General features: G+C 45.9%; 10 protein-coding genes. 2 read left to right on the forward strand and 8 right to left on the reverse strand.

All coding sequences use genetic code 11. From position 1 onward, the window contains the following. Positions 1-201: 201 nt before the first annotated feature. Positions 202-339 (forward strand): hypothetical protein, encoded by a 138-nt coding sequence (locus AACX68_RS00685; protein WP_228858246.1) that lies wholly within the window; start codon positions 202-204, stop codon positions 337-339. Between the two features lie 32 nt (positions 340-371). On the opposite strand, the gene AACX68_RS00690 is transcribed toward AACX68_RS00685, so the two are convergent. After that, positions 372-959: a GNAT family N-acetyltransferase gene (locus AACX68_RS00690; protein ID WP_228858247.1), complete on the reverse strand. Its 588-nt coding sequence runs from the start codon at positions 957-959 to the stop codon at positions 372-374. Between the two features lie 593 nt (positions 960-1,552). On the opposite strand from AACX68_RS00690, the gene AACX68_RS00695 reads away from it, so the two are divergent. Continuing rightward, positions 1,553-2,188, forward strand: a complete 636-nt coding sequence (locus tag AACX68_RS00695; protein WP_228858248.1) for a hypothetical protein — start codon at positions 1,553-1,555, stop codon at positions 2,186-2,188. 11 nt (positions 2,189-2,199) lie between these two features. Here the strand turns inward: AACX68_RS00695 and AACX68_RS00700 are convergent, their stop codons facing one another. From AACX68_RS00700 to AACX68_RS00730, 7 genes are all read right to left on the reverse strand, one after another. Beyond that, positions 2,200-3,054: a DMT family transporter gene (locus AACX68_RS00700; protein ID WP_228858275.1), complete on the reverse strand. Its 855-nt coding sequence runs from the start codon at positions 3,052-3,054 to the stop codon at positions 2,200-2,202. 82 nt (positions 3,055-3,136) lie between these two features. Then, positions 3,137-4,327 (reverse strand): hypothetical protein, encoded by a 1,191-nt coding sequence (locus AACX68_RS00705; RefSeq protein ID WP_228858249.1) that lies wholly within the window; start codon positions 4,325-4,327, stop codon positions 3,137-3,139. Between the two features lie 194 nt (positions 4,328-4,521). Beyond that, complete coding sequence (locus AACX68_RS00710; RefSeq protein ID WP_228858250.1) at positions 4,522-5,619, reverse strand: ABC transporter permease; 1,098 nt, start codon at positions 5,617-5,619, stop codon at positions 4,522-4,524. Next, on the reverse strand, positions 5,612-6,559 hold the full coding sequence (locus AACX68_RS00715; protein WP_228858251.1) for an ABC transporter ATP-binding protein: 948 nt from the start codon (positions 6,557-6,559) through the stop codon (positions 5,612-5,614). Before AACX68_RS00715 ends, AACX68_RS00710 begins: the two co-directional genes overlap by 8 nt. Positions 6,560-6,569: 10 nt before the next feature. Further along, positions 6,570-8,141 (reverse strand): condensation domain-containing protein, encoded by a 1,572-nt coding sequence (locus tag AACX68_RS00720; RefSeq protein WP_228858252.1) that lies wholly within the window; start codon positions 8,139-8,141, stop codon positions 6,570-6,572. Beyond that, positions 8,138-12,967: a type I polyketide synthase gene (locus tag AACX68_RS00725; protein WP_228858253.1), complete on the reverse strand. Its 4,830-nt coding sequence runs from the start codon at positions 12,965-12,967 to the stop codon at positions 8,138-8,140. The genes AACX68_RS00720 and AACX68_RS00725 overlap by 4 nt, the downstream gene beginning before the upstream one ends. Before the next feature lie 37 nt (positions 12,968-13,004). Continuing rightward, positions 13,005-19,745 (reverse strand): non-ribosomal peptide synthetase, encoded by a 6,741-nt coding sequence (locus AACX68_RS00730; RefSeq protein ID WP_228858254.1) that lies wholly within the window; start codon positions 19,743-19,745, stop codon positions 13,005-13,007. Positions 19,746-19,767 lie beyond the last annotated feature (22 nt).

A 19,767-nucleotide genomic window follows, 5' to 3' on the forward strand; every position in this document is an offset into this window, starting at 1 on the left:
GCATAAAAAATAAATAAAAGGAGGTATATAATTAGGCAGAGCGAAAAACAGTCGTGTTTTGCTCGGTAATTATTGATTTATTGAAGGTGCATTTTACAATCAGGTATATTTAAAAATATTTGCAAATACGAATTTTTACAAAAAAATAAATATAATTATTTAAAATCAATTAATTACATTAATTAAATCACAGATATTATCATGGCTATTCAGATAAACTGGCCTGATGATAGTTCAACAACTTCCGGTTACATGAATGATCTTCCCGTTAATCAACCAAATAAAGGCAATGTACTTTTTCAGGGAACTGAAACAGAAAAAAGTGCAGAAGAATATTGATACTTCTGCACTGGATGGAATCATTACGATACTTACTGCCTGAGCATTGCGTACATCATGGGACCATTGAAAGGCAGCGGATATTCAGCGGTGACTTCAAACCCCAGTCGCTCATAAATTCTGACGTTTTTTTCATTCGACGTTTCAAGAAACACCGGAAAACCTTCACGTTCAGCTCTCTCAAGCCCGGGTTCAATAACCGCACGACTCAGCCCCTTTCCCTGAAAGTCCGGGTCTACGGCGACTACCCCCAAAAACCAGCACGGAAAATCAGGGCGTTTTTTCGCCATAACGGCTTCAGATGCCTGCATTATGTTAGCTCTTTCTCCTGCGATCTTTTCAAATTCAACAGAAAGCGAAATAAAAACAGATGCTGCATCTTCAATACCGGGAGCCGTCCATATAGATACAGCCGTTCCATCATTAGTGGCCCAGACGTGCCCTACTGCCATACCGACTTTTCGAAGAAAGGCCTCCAGATAACGCTGCACTCTCTGCTGGTGACCATCCTCAGCCAGAAAATGCCGTACCAAAGAATATCCATCAAAAGCACGTGTCAATGTTTGTATGCAACGCGTTAGTTGTATTTCTGATATTTCTTTAGTCTCACAGACCCTCATGTTTTCGCTCCTTTATCTTATTAATACCCAATTAATCCTGGGATATATTCAGTTCAGAACGGCAAAATACATCTTTTAACTACAATAAGATTACTTAACAAATCATCATGCATCAATTAGATATATTTATCCAATTAACTTAATAATAATTTAGGGAAATTGAAAGCATGTCTCATTCAGGATAAAAGTCCAAAAACAAAACAATTCACTTATAAAAATACAAAATGAAAATAACAAGCAGCAACAGTGAAGTTTTTTTATCTGATAATGATGTTAATCACACGAAAAAAACCACGTTGTATTCAGAACATTCTTAACAACTGAAGAGATAGAAAGGAAAATCATCACATGCCATATTACTGGCTTTAAATATCATTAAAAATAATTTATTGAAAATAATATTAAGAATATCCATAAACAAAAAACAAATCGGTTTAACAATAGTTTAGACATCCCAGGTAAAATATATAACTCTGTTTATTTCTTGCGGGATAAACTTTTCGACTATATATTAATATTCAGCATGTTTATTTATTTTCTTTTAGTTTCCATTTTGTATGTAACCCGAACCCCCTTAAATATCAGGTAAAAAAATGCAGCAAACACACTTATCTATCTGGCGTTATTTAATATCACGGGATGTGATGCTCAACATGATTATACCCATTATTCTGTATCATGTTGCTTTCTCTGTAGGCGGTGTTGGTACTGCCTTGCTGCTGACAACAATATATTCAGTTATTCTCAGGATTATCAGTAAAACACAGAGTCTTTGGGTTGTAATCGCTCTGTTGTTAGTATCAGGGCTAAGTCATTATCTTTATATACACGGATATACCCTGTTTGATAAAAAACTAGAGGAAGTTTTCGGTTCAATTAGCAGTGCTGCATCACTGGTTGCAGTCTTCTGTTTTTATTCACTAATAGGAAAGCCGGCTGCAAAAACAATGGCGGAGCAAGCCATGCCGGGATTAAAAACTATCTCAGTTTATGGCAAGCCCATCTATGACAGAGTATGGCACGAAGTTTCTATCGTCTGGATTTTGGTCTACCTTTCAAAAGCTGTCGGGATTTATATTCTTGCAAATCGAGCCGGCTTTCCCATTGATACAATGATCACTTTTTGCGGAACACCACTGACTATGCTGATGATCCTATTCAGTTTTTATTGGCCCAGATATCGCTGGCGCTCGTATCGTAAGAAACAGGAGCGCAATAAATCAGAATAACGATATTCCTGTTACTTTTTTTCTCGGAAAACAAAAGCCAAACCTGTGATTATCGCTACCATTCCAATCATACTTAACGTAGAGAGTGCATTACCTAAAAATAAATAATCCATTAATGCGGTAACACACGGTACAAGATAAAACAGACTAGTGACATTAACTAAATTGCCTGCATTAATAAGCCGATAAAGTAATAACTGTGCAGCTACAGAAATAACTAACCCAAGCCATAAAACAGAGATAATCAAACCAGTGGTGAATTCAATATGAAAAGGTTTAAAAGGAACAAACAATAAGCATGCTATTAAACTTACACCATATTGCAAAGGCAGAACTTCTGAAGGCGACTGCTGAATTTGTTTCTGAAAAATAGCGCCTAAACTCATACAACCTAATGCTGACAAAGCAAAAAACGTACCCAGAAAAGAAAAATTAGTCATTACCAGCCCCTGGAAAACAACTAATATCAATCCCATTAGAGATAAAAACAAACCCAGTAAACGGCGAACGGAAAAATGTTTTTCTATCACCAACAGAGTAATAATAGGCTGAATCCCCATGACTGTTGCTAAAATTCCGGGGGTAATGCCATGCTCTAACGCAAGAAAATAAAAAATAGAATAGCCGGCAATCATCAATAAGCCAGTACCCGCAACTTTTCCGATACTTCCTGACGCCGGTAAGTAATGTTTTCTGAACACACAAAGTAATAAAAGGCAAAGAAAAGCGATGGCAAAACGTACCGTCAAAATGGCAAAAGAAGAGCTATAATCCAACCCCCAACGAGAAAAGATAGCGCCACTGCTCCACAATAGGACAAAAAGAGAAGTTGAACCGTAGGTTCTCCAAATATTTTTGGAGTTCATATCAAATACACCTATTATCCTGTCTAAAGGACTAATAAGTAGCATTTAATTAAGCATTTGTCATCAATCTTCAGATATTCATTCAGTTGCGTAAATTCATATTTTTCTCACTCTGTAACCTTTTGGCTAAAAACGTTTTTTCAATATAGTCAACAATAATATCACTCGCATTATGTTCAAAGATATCCCGGGAAAAATAAGCGTTAATTTTCTCTTTCGAGAGAAACTGGTCAATCATCTCCAGAGCGCGCTTTCTTTCTATAGGACGATTCATGAATAAATCGATGCATTTATCAGTTAACGCTAGCCCCTCTCTCTCTGATAAGTAAGCGGGGAGCTCAGGGTATCCATATTCCGGCTGCCATAGAAAACCATACTCAGGGGGATAATAATGTTGAAGATATATTTCTAACTGCAATTGCTGGCTATAATTTTGTGGTGGTAAGAAAAAAACATCTTTATTAAGCACAACACATTCATAAAATGTGGTAAGCCCCGCATTCGATAATACTTTACGGGCCCGCCGTAATTTTTTGAGAAAATCCTGTCTTGAAAAACAATCAACATGGATATGAGGGTGTGTTTCAGCGAGTATATTCTTCAGGTTTCCGATTGTTCTTCCTCCACCTGCAATCGTAATATTTTTTTCATTTTTCAAATTGGGAATAGAGAGTAATTCCTGAAGAAAATGGTAGTAAAAATCTGTTGTCTCGCTGTAAACCGTGTCAATGCCACCAAGAGTAATTAATACGCCTTCTAATGGATGATCATCCATTAAACATTGTTGCAAAGAATCAGAAAGAATGGGAGGTATAACTTGATAATCACCAAGTTTATCACGGAATTTGGCAATATTTCGTTCTATTCCATGAAAATCCTGAATGAATGTTTTTTCAGTTTGGCGCAGATCAGCGTGGAGATTACTCCACATCCAAAATAGCGTATCGATATAGACAATAGGTGTACCCAGTTGCGAAACAAAATTGATCGAGCCGGGGTTGGTATTGTTAATGTAAAGACTGGCTCCTGAAATCAGCTCAGAATAGCGTGAAAGCTCGGTAACAGAAGTCGTATCACACTCATAAATAATATCAAATAAATTCGATTTTTCACCTAATTGAGAGGAGGTGAGTGTACCTAATAAAATTAATTTAGCATCTGATATCAATTTATTTCTATGCTTTAATTGCTCCACAATATTTAATGTAGTCGATATCGGGCCAAAACAGAATGGTTCTGCGTCAAAAATAATGTATGGAATGTTTTTTAACATATCTTAATCTCACAAGATAATAAATAGCTTGTCAAAATGATAGGAGTATTCCTTACCCCGCGTGACACGCGGGGTAAGGAACACCGCATGCTGATACTCTCACTATTATGAAAAGGTATATATTTATATTTTCTATATCAAATTGCTTTCTATTATATCTTTTTCAAGTGGCTGCTTTGGCAGCCACTGACAGATTAATACCAGCGGAAAATTCGCATTCCTAATATAAAAGTCATGACACCAATGACAACCAGTGCAATAGATGCGGGTACAACCTGTAATAATTCCCCGCCTTCAATAAATACTTTACGCATATTATCAGCCAGAATGGTTAACGGCAGATATTCAACGATATTGACCATCCACTGTGGAAAGTGTTTATAGCTGAAAAAGATCCCCGATAACAAAACCTGTATCAGAATCGAAACTTCCAGTAAGCCATTCGCAGTCTGAGCCTTGCGTGCCCGGGATGCCACCAGCACTGCCACACCAGAAAAACAGATATTCCCGGCAAAGAGTAAAAGCAGGAAAGCGTAAAACGAACCCTGTATTTCTATATCAAAATAGATCTTAGCAAACTGATAAATAATCAGTATTTCAACAAAGTTGATGATAAGACAGGCCAGAATATGTGCCATCAGAAAGGTGGTCTTACGCATTGGCGTGATACACATCTGACGGGTGACCCGCGCGAGGCGTTTTTCTGCCAGTGCCCAGCCGACAGCAATTAAACAGGTTTCCATTATTGCCATCGCCAGTAACCCCGGTATCAGAAAATCCAGATAACGCAGCCCCGGTGTTTCCAGAATGAAAAGATTTTTATCTGTTGGTTTTCCCTCTTGCTGATTGAGCAGATAGTAAGTCAGCAGGGCATCACCATCCTGTGGATCGAGATAGTGAATCTGTTTTCCCTGCGCATTCTGTTCAATGAACATCTGAATATCACCCCGTTTCAACCCGAGAATCACCGCCTCACGGTCAGGATAATATTTAATATGATATTTGACCTTTACCAGATTATTCCGTTTGATTTCATCCTGATTGATAATACCGGAGATGGTGTGTTCATGCGCTGTAAACTGCTCTCCCCATTGTTTGATCTTCTGTTGTTCCGCGACTTCTGCTGGCAGAACAATGCCGATATACCTTTCGGGAATATCCTGTGATGAAAACGAAAGCCCTAATAGCCAGACCAGCAAAAGCGGAAAACCAAATGACCAGAACAGAATTTCCGGTTCACGGATATATTGCCTGAATTGTGTTTTCATCAGGTTGATCAGTGCACTATTCATGGAAGCGTCTCCCTGCCAGTACCATGAACAAATCATCCAGCGTTTTCTTTCTGATCACCAGTTCATTGATATCGGTACCGGCTTTTTTGGCACATTCAAAAAGCTCAGTCACAAAGCTGGCTGAATCGTCAATTATCATACGGATCCTGTTTTTTGATTCATCGTATTCATAACTTGATACCCGATTATGTAGGCTCAGTTCTTGCAAACGTTCAGGGAACCGGGTCGTCAGCTCAATCAGATCGCCGTTACAGTATTTTTTCAGTAATTCATCCATGCCACCCTGTGCAATAATTTCCCCTTTATTCATGATACAAATCCGATCACATAAATACTCAGCTTCCTCCATATAATGCGTTGTCAGCAGCATCGTGGATTTCTTTTCCCGGTTGAGTTTGCGCAGAATATCCCATGTATCATGCCGGAAACGCGGATCAAGCCCTGTTGTCGGCTCATCCAGTATCAGGATTTCCGGCTCATTCATAATGGCAACACCCAGAGCCAGCCGCTGGCGCTGGCCTCCTGATAACCCTTCCACATAAGTCCGGTGTTTTTCGCTTAATTCAACCAGTTCCATCACTTCCTGCACCCGATGACGTGAACAGCCATAGAAACTACCGAACAGAGTAAGCACTTCTTTTACTCTGAGCTTGTTGATAAATAACGTTTCCTGTAAGACTCCGCTGAGACGCCGGCGCAGATAAGGGGCATCATGCTGCCATGTTTTTCCCAATACCCTGACAGAGCCTGAATCTGCTTTTTTTAGCCCTTCCAGTATTTCAACCAGTGTCGTTTTTCCCGCACCATTCGGGCCAAGCAGACCAATGAACTCACCACGATAAACGTCCAGAGAAATGCCTTTCAGCGCCTGATAATCTTTGTAATGTTTCCTGACCTGATTAAACTCAATCACTTTCTCTTCTTGTTTCTGAATAGCCATTCTCTGTATCTCATTCAGTGATAAGTTGGGAGAGAGAAGATAGTTTTTCCTTCAGCAATCCGGTAAAACAGGTCATCCCTGCCTGATTAAAACAGCAGCAGTTAATTTGCATGATTGGTTTGCTATCTTCAGAAAGTGTGACGTAGATATTGATAGAGTCATTTTCCCATTGGGTAGAAATGGCCTGACCGGGCAGCGCCTGATGTTCCCGATGTTCACTTTTCCAGTAGCTGCTCAGGCGTAACCCATCCAGCCTGCTACCTGACGTCTCAGATTTGAATACATCCTGTAATATATTAATGTTTATCGTTGGTTGTGAAATTTCTACGCTGCGTCTGGCTCGGCGAATGATAGATTGCGGTGGTCTGGGTTCCATAAACAAAAAATCAGCCAGAAAATGCGGGTAGAGCCGGGCACGCCGGAATACCTTGCTGTAAAGCCAGCTACCTGCACGGATTGCCAGAGAATAAATACCGGGGCTGCGATGCCAGCGCTGTTCAGCCAGCACACCTACCGGCAAACTCCACGGGCATTCCATGTGGTCATAGGCCGATAAAATCTTTTCCCTGACCTGTTCCAATAAAGCAATTGTCGTCGCCTCATTTTTTCCTTCTCTATCCTTTAGGCTGTCCAGATTGACAGGCACCGGCATAACACGCAGCATGGGCGCCATCAATGTTTCACTTCCGGGCTGTTCCCTGCCTTCCAGCACTGAATTCAGCGAGAAACGGGACTGCCCTGTCATGGTGTAAATCACCTCTGCAACCAATGTCAGAAAAACCATCTGCAATGTTGCTTTTTGCTGTTTAGCCAGCGTGTCCAGCAAGTCATAGCTATTTTCAGGAAATGGCAGGTAAAACTCGTGATCGGTCAGAGTATTCTGGTTGAGATAGCGAGCAGGAAAACGCGCATAAGGATATCCCTTCAGATGCTGTCGCCAGAAAGCCAAATCTTGCTGACCATGTTGATGATGGGTTTCCCGTTCATAACCGACCCATTCATCAATTTGCATCTGATCCGATACACTTAACTGGCGTTTTTTTCCGTGGCATCCCTGTTCATAAAGACGCCATAGCTGTTGCTCAAACAGGTGTATGGCTCCGCCATCTGCCACAATGTGAGGAAAACATAAAAACAATACATGTTTTGATTCTGCCAATCGGAAAATCTGTGCCCGCAGATGGGGAGGCGATTTGAGATTAAATGGCGTATGCAGGAATTTCTGGCTATTTTCAGTCACCCGCTGTTCCTGCGTATCGGCATCATAAGCTGACAAATCCAGCAGCGGCAGATCAAACTCCCGCATCTGGCAAAGCCGTTGCATTGGTGCGTAATCCAGTATTTCCGTGCGCAGGGAAATATGCGACTGGATTAGCGTATTGATAGCCTGTTCCAGCACCGCTATCCGCAGTTCTCCTTCAATCAGAATACCAACCTGATTGTTAGCGGTATCCCCCAGTGCCGTCGATACAAACCAGAAGCAGTGCTGGGCATATCCTAACGGGAACCAGCTTCCCTTCTTGTTATTCCCGGTGCGGTGCAAATTCCGGGCTGCCTTGCCTCTTTGCATTCTGGCTATCATCGCCTTTCCTCCGGGTTGCCTGTCAGGTTGTCCGGCTGCACTTTGTTACGCAGATTGACCTGCTCAGCCAATTGTTCAATCGTGGAGTGCTCGTAAATAAACCCGACAGGAAATACCACCTGTAGCCGCTGTTTAATTTTTGCGATGATCTGCACTGCCATCAGTGAGTGACCATTCAGTTCGAAGAAATCATCAAACACCCCCAATGGGCCTATACCCATTTTTTCCTGCCAGATATCAGCAATAATTTCTTCCGTCTTATTGCGGGGAGCCTGATAAGCGACACTTAATACCGGGCGGGGATACAGATTCTGCTCGCCCGTGTTTGTCGTATTTTCGTCCTGTTCCGCTGGGGTATTGTTTTCCGCCGTGTGGTCAGTATCCGGTAACGGTAAGCCGCGGGTAGAAATCGCATAAACACTGTCCCCATGTGACAGTAATAATTCCAGCAACTGGCAACCCTCTTCCGGCAGAATACCGTGCCTGATACTTTCTTGTCCTTCATTATCCTGATACCACTGACGCAGGCTATCCACAGCCATTCCTACCTCACGCCATGCATCCCAGCCAATAGCAAGATAGCGGGTAGATTTTTTCGTGCCTGAATGTGACTTACTGAAATTTTGCTCATCCAAAACATGTTGATGGCGTGATAAAGCGTAAGCATCTTCAAAAGCATTGGCGGCACAATAAGCGACCTGTCCGATTGTGCCTATGTGGGATGCCAGTGATGAACTTAAAACGAAAAAATCCAGTGGACGGCGTTTAAACCAGTTATCCAGAACCTGTGTTCCCAGTACTTTTGACTGGAATACCTGAAGTGAGTCTTCGAATTTGCGATTCTGGATCAGCCCGCCATCGGCAATACCAGCACAATGAAAGATCCCGTGGATCTGCCCATACTGGAGAACAACATCAGTCAGCGCTTTGTTGACTCTTGAAGCATCCGCCAGATCGGCAGAAATGACTGAAACAGAAGCGCCCATCTGCTTTAACTGTTGTAACAGACGGATATGGCGTGAACGTTTATTATCAGCATCATGAGTTTCCAGCCAGTCTGACCATTCATTACTGGGCGGTAATTCACTGCGGCTGATGAAAATCAAATGGGATTGATAATGCTTCGCCAGATAGAGTGCTATTGTGGCACCAATACCGCCAAATCCGCCCGTAATCAGGTAATTTCCCCCATGTCTTAATAACGGGGACGCCGTAACAGGTAAGACTGCGGTTTCAGTCAACGGTACATAACGATGTCTTCCGCGAAGCGCGACGATATTATCCTGATCCTCCTGTTCTTCCGGCTGTCTGAGGATCTCTGTCAGTAATGCTGATATTACGGCATCAGATGGCTTAGGATTAAGCAAAGGCAGTGACCAGCGAGCAGGCAGGGCAACATCAATACTCCTGCACTGCACCTGTTCAAACTCTTTTGGAATGACACGACATGGGCCAAGTAGCAGGGCTTTGGCCGGATCGTTTCTGTCCTGCTCTGTAATTGAATGCAGTCGGTTGGAGAGGATATCAATTTTTAGTGCAACCGTTTTCAGTTGATCCACGTCTGTTCCATCTGTTGCTAAACGGTCTACCGCAAATTGCCGGGCAATATGTAACAGGGATTCATAATGGGTAAAGGCCGTGTTCAATGGAATGGAAGCTGAACGCGTTATTGACCATGCATGAATGATGTTAGTGACCTTCACTTTCCGGCTGTTAAATAAATCCGCCAATGTCTGATAGTCTTCGCTGTTCTGCGGATTGATGATGACCTGACGTGTATTTGTATCTGCTTTAAAACGTCCGCCCTCTATCACCTGCCAGACTTCACCACCCAATTGTGTCAGTTCAGCCGTTAGCTGTTTGCCTACTCCTGAACAGTCCATAAAAATCAGGAAAACCTGCCCATTTAACCGGGCATAATCTGCCACCGGTATGGTCATTTGTTTCCAGCGGATCTGGTGACTCCACTGCTCCAGTGGCAACCGCCCGTTATCTGAAGCCGTCTGTCTGGTGTGAGAAGACATGTTACGTGAGGTATCACTAACCCATGAGTCCAGACTGTAACGCTGACGCTGGAATGTATATCCGGGCAAAGGAAGGCGGTGGCGTTTCTGTGGCTGATAAAATGCAGACCAGTCGACAGATACCCCCTGTTGCCATAGCTGCCCTAATAGATTCAGCAAATGCTGCCTGTCCGGGATAGTTTGTTTGATACTTCGGGTACTGTTGAACACCCGCTGATGTGCCGCTGAACCTGTAAACTGTATTTTTGCCAGTCCGGTCAGAGCACTGCCCGGCCCGATTTCCAGTAAAACAGGCGCTTTTGAAGGCGAGGCTTTTTGCGAGTGAGATTGCTGTATATGAGTTTGTGGTAAATGAGAACCTGAAGTGACTTCCTGTTGAGATAATAAGCACGTCACTCCCTGACTGAATGCAACCGGTTCACGCAATTGGCGTACCCAGTAATCCGGCGACATCGCCTGTTCAGCGGTGATCCATGTTCCCGTTACACAGGAAATAAAGGGCAATTCTGGCGCTGATAGTGTTATGCCATCAAATGCCTGTCTGAACGGCTCCAGACACGCATCCATCATCGCACTGTGAAAAGCGTGGGAAGTATGCAGCGTACCGGACTCGATATTATCCTCCGCCAGACACGCTTCAAGCCTCAGTATGGCTTCTGTTTCGCCGGATACCACACAAAGTTCAGGCGCATTATAAGCAGCCAGTGTAACGCCCTCAGTGAGATAGCCCTGTAATGTTCTTTCATTAAGTTCTACCGCCAGCATTTTTCCGGCAGGCATCTGATTCATTAAGTGAGCCCGCCTGATCACAATCTTCACTGCATCTTCAAGAGTAAATACACCCGCAATACAGGCGGCAACGTATTCTCCGATGCTGTGACCGATGCAAGCCGTAGGACGTATCCCCCATGCCATCAACAACTGACTTAACGCATATTCGACAACAAACAGAGCTGGCTGGGTATAATGTGTCTGATACAACGCCGGGGTTTTATTCGCTTCAGTCGTATCGAAGATTAACGGACGGATATCGCGCCCCAGCAAAGGCAGCATCATTTCCGCACATTTATCCACTGCGGCCCTGAATATTGGCTCCTGATCGTAGTACCCCTTCATCATGCCGGGATATTGTGCTCCCTGCCCGCTGAACATAAAAATGACCGACGAAGCAACTGTACGTAACGTATTTTCCTGTGCTGTCCGGGATAAATAATTATCCAGCGCCGCTATTGCGCTGATGTGATCATGGCATACCAGACTGTGCCGGTAATCCATTTCATGACGGCCGACATGCAGGGTATAAGCAATATCAGCTAATGGCTGTCGGGGAGATTTTTCCAGCCAATCACGGAAGTTAAGTAACTTTGCCTGTAATGCTTGCGGTGATTTGGCTGAAAAAGAGAGCAACTGTTGCGGGTGAGACGGGCCTGACGGGGAAGTATCGGGTGTTTCCTGCAAAATCATATGGGCATTGGTTCCTCCAATACCAAAGGAACTGACTCCCGCCCGGCGTACGCCCTGACACTGCCACTCTTCACCTTTTGTCGGTATATAGAATCTGGAACCGGTCAGATTAATTTCAGGATTGAGGCGGGTAAAGTTGACCGCCGGTGGCAGATAACGGTGCGTCATCATCTGTGCAACTTTCATGACTCCCGTCACACCTGCCGCCGAGTCTACATGCCCCAGATTCGCTTTGACAGAAGCCACCGCACAGCGCGGCTGTTCTGTTTCCGGCTGCTCATAAGCACTGAGCAGGGCTTTCATTTCCATCGGGTCGCCAAGATGAGTGGCTGTGCCATGAGCCTCGATATAACTGATACTCTCTGGTGTCACATCTGCCACCAGCAATGCACGCTGAAGAACCGCGGCCTGACCGGCTACCGAAGGCGCAGTGAAACCGATTTTCTCTGCGCCATCGTTATTGACCGCAGAACCTTTAATAATCGCATAAATATGGTCGCCACTATCCAGTGCATCCTGTAACCGTTTCAGCACCACAACACCAACGCCATCACCGCTCAGAGTACCGGATGCCTCAGCATCGAAAGTACGACAATGTCCGTCATGGGAAAGAATGCCGCTACCCTCGAAGTGATAGCCACTGTGGGAGGGAAAACCAACGTGAACACCTCCGCCCAGTGCAATATCACATTCTCCGGCTAGTAAAGACTGGCAGGCATAGTGTAGCGCTACCATTGAACTGGAGCAGGCCGACCCGATAGTGAAGCTCGGCCCCCGCAGATTGAGCTTGTATGATACCCGTGTCGAAAGCAGATCGTTATTATTACCAAATAGCAGCATGTCCGGTAAATACGGCCCTTTGGCAGTGTAATGATTCAATAGATAATTCATAAAATAGCTGCTGCTGGAGCTGCTGGCATACACGCCGATTGGTCCCTGGAACTTTTCCGCTGTATAACCGGCATTTTCCAACGCCAGCCATGACGTTTCCAGAAACAAGCGCTGCTGTGGATCTATTGCCTGAGCTTCCCGCGGAGAATAACCAAAAAACTCAGCATCAAAATCTTCAGGATGCTCCAGTACGGAAACATTGCGGATAAAATCGGCCCGCGAACGGGCCTCCATTGATATTCCTTCTGCATCCAGTTCATCATCAGTCAATGGCCTGACAGACTCAACGCCCGCTGCGATATTTTGCCAGAATTGTTCAATATCACTCGCGCCGGAAAACTGTCCCGCCATACCGATAATGGCGATTTCAAAACCGTGCATTTCCAAATCAGACATTGATCCCATTGCCTGTTCCCTCTGAACGTTATTACCATCGCTGTTATTCATGATCCGTTATTCCTCATTCCCGCTATTCATCTTCCGGCTACCTTTTCTGCTGCATTTTTTTCTGCATTTCCGCCAGACGCTGACGGCCATCAGTGATGTTGTTCAGACTGGTTTCTTTGGCTCCCTGCGTCCTCTGCATGACCGCTGATGTTCCTGCGTTTTCACTCTGTCCATGCCCTCCGTTGATAAAGCGGGCAAGCTGGTGAATGGTGGAATAATTCAGCAAATCAATAATGGAGAGTCGGGTATGACCCAGCGCATGCAGTTTCAGATGAACACGGGCCAGCAACAGGGAATCTCCCCCCAGATCGAAGAAGTTTTGATTACAACCGGGAGATTCCATATCCAGCACTTCGGCCCAGACCTGCTGAATGGCAAGCACGACAGGATCGGTCAGTACATGCGTTTTTTCCTCAGCGACAGCGGGAACCGTCTCCGCTAGTGGGGAAACGTTACTCAGTTCATGATAAGCAGCCTGTTGTGGGATATCCTGCGGCAATCGGGCAATATCTAGTTTGCCGTTTGCATTCAGTGGCAGAGAAGAGAGAGCCTGAAAATAGGCCGGGATCATGTAACGTGGCAGCCTTTCCGCCAGATAATTGCGCAGCTCCATCGTGTTCAGAGCCTGTCCGACATGCAGAACGATATAAGCCGCGATCCGTTTACCCCGGTTTTCCTCAATCACCCGAACCGCTGCACGTTCCACATCCGGATGTTTGCACAGGACGGCTTCAATTTCCCTTGTTTCCACCCGATAACCTCTGATCTTGTTTTGGTCATCAATACGCCCAAGGTATTCAATGTTACCGTCAGGCAGAAAACGCCCGCGATCACCGGTTTTATACAGCCGGGCTGAGAGGGATTTATCAAATGGATTTTCAATAAACAGGGTTTGGTAGATGCTTTCCTGATTAAGGTAAGTCATCGCCAGACCCTCACCGCCAACGTACAGCTCACCCGCAGTACCAACAGGAACAGGATGAAGGAAGCTATCAAGGATATAAACCTGATTGCCCTCATTCGGTCTGCCGATTGGCACACTATGGCCTTCGGTTCCCCGGTAACGATAGCTGGTGGTAAACGTGGTATTTTCCGTTGGGCCATAACCGTTGATCAGGATCAGTTCAGGATAACGCTCCTTAATGCGGGCTGCGTGCCATGATGACATCGCCTCACCACCGGAAATCAATTGTTTTACCGGTTGCAATATCTGCGGGCGCTCATCAACAATCAGGTTAAGCAAGGATGCGGTCAGGAACAGGCTTTCTATCTGCGATTCCTTAATGATTTTTTCCAGCAGAAGAACAGACACCACACCTTGCGGGAAGACCACTATCGAACTGCCATTCAGTAACGGCCCCCAGATTTCCCATGTTGATGCATCAAAACTGACGGAAGCCAGTTGCAGATAACGCTTAAAGGCGCGGAAATCAACATAGCTGACATTTTTAACCAGACGAATAATGCCTTTTTGCCCGATCAACACCCCTTTCGGTTTACCGGTAGAACCAGAGGTGTACATGATATAAGCAGGCAGACCACCCTGATGTTCTGGATGAGAATTCAGGCAATCCGGCAGATCCGTCACCGGCATTTGTGCCAGAGCCGGCTGTTCTTCATCCAGCCATAGAACAGGCGGAAGATCTGACATAGTGTCAGGCAACTGCCTGTCTGTTACCCGCCTATCTATGATTAACAAATCACACTGAGCATCTTCTATCTGTTCGATAAGCCGGATATCCGGATCGTCGGTATTAAGTGGCAGGTAAACCGCGCCGAGTTTTACCAGTGCCAGCATCGAAACGATTAATTCAACACTGCGCCCCAGTAATAGCGCCACATACTGTCCTTGTTTCACCCCTTTTTCTGCCAGCAGATGTGCTAACTGGTTGGACTGTTGATGTAACTCCAAGTAACTCAGCCGCCGCTCACCGAATTCAACCGCGAGCACAGATGGTGTTTGGGCTACCTGTTGAGCAAATAATCCAGCCAGTGTTTCCGGTCCCTGATAGCCTGCGTCTCCCTGACTGAAATTTTCCAGTTTCTGTTGCTGCACCATTGGCAGGAAATGATCGGCGCAGTGCAATGCCTGCGGATCTGCCACCATCGCCGCAAATACCGCGCTATAGCATTCCGCCATCGTTGACACCAATCCACGGCTGATTTTATTTTCGTCGTAATCAAGTTGGATGGAAATTTGATCACTGGCCAGCGCCGAAGAGAGCGTGAGATGCTGAAAATGGACATCCAGTGTAAAATGGGTGCCTTCGTAAACGTCCTGCGTATGCAGCCTGTCCACCACTTCCAGCCCCACTTCCGCTGCCATCTGGCCGTAAACATGGAAATCAATATAGTTAAACAGCACCTCATCCAGTAATGGCTGCTGACCGAACTGGCGCTGAATTTCTGCCAATGGATAACGACGGTGCGGAATGGCTTCAATTTCGTTAGCAAAGACCTGCCGGATTAACTCGTTCCATGATACGGAGGTCAGGATTTGACGGAATGGGAGAATATTCAGGAACAGACCATACAGATGCTCTCCTCCCTGCGCTTCCGGCCGTCCGTTTGCGCTGATCCCGGTAAGAATGTCATTCTCTCCGCTGAAAATACTGATGACCTTGATGTGCCCGGCCAGCAGGACGCTTTTCAGCGGGACGCCAAGTTGCAGCATCAAATGACGTAACCCCTGATAAACAGCACTATCCAGCGTCAGGGAAACAGATTTCAGTTTCGGGCTGGTTGCTGGGGGATGAGCACTCTGAATACCCTCCGTATGCTGTTTACGTGGCAATTCAAGGATGGTGCAGTCATCCAGTTTCTGTGCCCAGTAATTTTTTTGTTGTTCATCAGCAATGGCAGCCCGCTCCAGCGCAATAAAATCACGATACTCCAGTGATTTTTTGTCCGGTGCCTGCCAGCTTGTCTGTCCTGTCAGCGTGGCATAACGGTTGAAGACTTCCACGATCATGGTGTTATAACTCCAGCCATCAAAGACCGGGTGACATTCGGTCATAGTAAACTGGAAGGAGTTATCAGTGCGCAGCTGAATGAAGAAACGCAGCAGGGTCGGATTCAGCAGATCAAACGGATTCACCCGTTCTGCTTCCAGTAATGCTTTTGCCCGCACATCCTGCTCTTGCTCCGACAAATGACGCAAGTCTTCTACAACAATCGGTAATTCAGCAAAGTCATAGACCAGTTGCAACGGCTCACTGTAATTTTCCATATCGAACGCCGTGCGTAGTACATCATGGGCTGCCACGGTCTGAGCGGTTGCTTCCCTGAATGCCTGCTCATTAAACGCCCCGTTAATACGCAGATGAGACGTTCCGGTACAATGATATACGTTGGCATCCGGCGACATATTCATATGGTAGAACATACCCGCCTGCATCCGGCTGAGCGGATAGGCATCAACGATTTTTTGCGTTCTTTCCTGTGTCTGTGCCTGCGCCTGTAAATGCAAGCGATCTTTCTCTGATATCAGGCTGAATGGTGCAATACTCTGCGCTGACAATTGATGCTCTTTGCGACGTTCATCAATCAGGGTTGCCAGTTCTGCTACTGTCTGGTGCTGGAACAGATCCGCCAGCGTCAGCAACCAGCCCTGCTCCTGTGCTTTGCCCGTAAGCTGGACACCACGCAGGGAATCCCCCCCCAGCGCAAAGAAATTATCATGGATACCAATTCGCGATACCGGCAATGTTTCCCGCCATAACTTCAGTAATTCACGTTCGGTTTCATTGCGCGCTTCCCGATATTCACTGGCGAGTTGCGGACGTACCTGTTGTGGTGCGGGCAGGGCTTTGCGATCAATTTTTCCATTACTGGTCAGTGGCAGGGCATCAAGGAAAATAAAGACAGATGGCAGCATGTAATCCGGCAGAGTACGTTTCAGCTCAGCCCTGAGCATATCGACAGACAATGCTTCATCCGAGCCTGTTCCTGTCGGCACAATATACGCCACCAGATGCGAAGTATGCTCACCTTCGTTCTGGTAGGCCATCACGACCACCTGTTCTATTTCATCAATACGTTTCAGGGCTGTTTCAATCTCGCCCAGTTCAATGCGAAAGCCCCGGATTTTCACCTGATGATCAGCACGTCCGAGATATTCCAGTGCCCCATCCCGCCGCAAACGTGCTAAATCTCCGCTCCGGTATAACCGCTGCCCTGCTTCTGCCTGCGGGAAAAGCTGCCGTTTATCGACAAAACGCTGGGCCGTCAGTTCAGGGCGATTCAAATAGCCCCGAGCCACACCAGCACCACCAACGTATATCTCTCCTACGGCTCCCAGCGGGGACAACCTGCCCTGTCCATCCAGTAAAAAAATCTCCAGATCGTCCAGCGCTTCACCAATCGGGCTTTTTCCGCCTTGCAAGGCATCTGCCTGCCTGATCCTGCGATAGGTCACATGCACTGTCGTTTCAGTGATGCCATACATATTGATGATTTCAGGCTGCTCATCGCCATGCTTTTTAAACCAGCCCAACAGATTAGCCGGCTCCAGTGCTTCACCTCCCAGAATCACATAACGCAATGACAGAGGTGAATTTATGCCGTTTTTATCCTCTTTATTCAATTGTTCATCAGCCGCCATAAATAGCTGGAAAGCAGAAGGCGTCTGGTTCAGCACGGTAACTTTTTCCTGTTGTACCCACTGATAAAAATGGCCCGGTGTCCGGCTGGTCCAATAAGGCACAATGCTCAGGCGTCCGCCGTGCAATAATGCCCCCCATATTTCCCATACCGAGAAATCAAACGCGCAGGAGTGAAAGAGTGTCCAGACATCATTTTCGCTAAAGGTAAAATGACGTTGACTGGCACTGAATAACCGCATGACATTAGCGTGCGGTATTTCCACGCCTTTCGGTACTCCGGTAGAACCGGAGGTATAAATCACATAAGCCAGTGCATCAGGCTGACAGGCCATATCAGGGTTATCCAGTGGCATAGTCTGAATAAAGGTTTTTTCGCTATCGATGCAGAGATAATCCACTTTTTCGTGGTCAAACAGAGTGCGGTATACAGGAATGCCGATAACCAGCTGAATACCCGCATCTTCAACGTAGAAACGAACCCGTTCCGGTGCATGGCTGCCATCGATGGGTACATAAGCCAGCCCTGCTTTTAATACGGCCAGAATAGCAACCAGCATCTCCTCGTCACGTTCCAGACAAAGGCCGATCAATGGCGTCAATTCTGCCGTTCTCTCCGTTTGCTGCCTGATTTTCAAAATATAGTGTGCCAGCTGATTGGCCCGCTGATTAAGCTGTTCATAAGTGAGTGTCTTGCCATTGTCAGTGCTCAGGGCAATGGCCTGTGGACGACGTATGACCTGTTGCTCAAATGCCTGATGTAAAGTTTGTGTCACCGGATGAGTGTTCAGACTGCGCGGCCATTCTTGCAGTAGCCACTGTTTTTCCGCTTCATTGATACATTGATACTCAGTCAGCGCAGCATGGGCGTTCCGGGCTATTTCCTGCAACAAAAAGCAGAAATTAGCCTCAATCTGTTTAATCGTTGCTGCATCAAACAGGTCAGTACTGTATTCAAATGTGCCCTGCAATTGTTCTCTGCCGTCTGCCTGTAAGACTTTTTCCATCGAGAGCGTCAGATCGAATTTGGCGTAATCCCCCGCAACCGTGAATGGCGTGGTTTTGATCCCGTCTAACTGCCATCCGGCAGAGTCTGAGCTATCAAAGGCAAACATGACCTGAAACAGCGGGGCATAGCTCAGATCCCGTCTGGGGTTGATAGCTTCCACCAGTTGTTCAAAACTCACCTGCTGGTGGGACAAGCCATCAAGTACAGTATTAAAAACCTGTGTCTGTAATTGAGTGAAATTCACATGAGGATCCAGCTCAATCCGGTAAACCAGTGTATTGACAAAGAACCCGACAATGCCTTCCAGCTCCAGCTGCCCACGCCCGGAGACCGGAGAACCAACAACCAGATCAGTCTGACCGCTATAGCGATAAAGCAGCAGGTAAAATGCACTCAAGAGTGTGGAGAACAGGGTTTTATTTTGCTGACGTGCCTGTTGATCCAGCGCCTGTGTCAGTTCAGGCGATAATGCGAAGCAGTGCGTTTTACCACGCAGGCTCAGACGACTGGGGCGTGGGTGATCAAAAGGCAGCGCGATAGGCTCAATGCCGGACAGTTTTTCTTTCCACCATACCAGCGATTCAGCTGATTCTGCATTTTCATGCTGATCGTGCTGCCATTCTGAATAATCAATGTACTGTATGGGTAACTCCGGCAATTCGGGGAATTTACCCTGTCGCCGTGCGTTATAACATGTTGTCAGTTCACGGCTGATAATACCGGCAGACCAGCCATCTGAAATAATGTGGTGCAGCACCATCACCAGATAATGACGCTCTTCCCCGTGTTCGGTTCCACACTGATACAGGGTAAAACGCAATAACGGAGCCTGCTGTAAATCAAACGGTTGCTGACTGTCGCGCTGCAAACGCTGCTTTTGCTCTTCTTCACTCAGCATAGACAAATCAACCGTGACCAGCGGCAAAGATACGGATTCATGGCAGCACTGATAAAGTGAACCATTCTGATATACAAAACCTGTGCGAAAAGACTCGTGTCTTTCCACCATATCGCTGATAGCCTGTGTGAGTGCCGGTATATCCAAATGTCCCTCAAGCACCAGCGCAGTTGTGATGTGATAAATGGCGGATTTTTGTTCGAGTTGTTCATGCAACCATAAACGTTTTTGCGCAAGGGATGCTTTAAACTGAAATGTATTTTCCTGCATAAAACCTCCGGCTAAATACCCG

The organism is Xenorhabdus sp. PB61.4, from assembly GCF_963894935.1.
GTDB classification, from domain to species: Bacteria; Pseudomonadota; Gammaproteobacteria; order Enterobacterales; family Enterobacteriaceae; genus Xenorhabdus; species Xenorhabdus stockiae.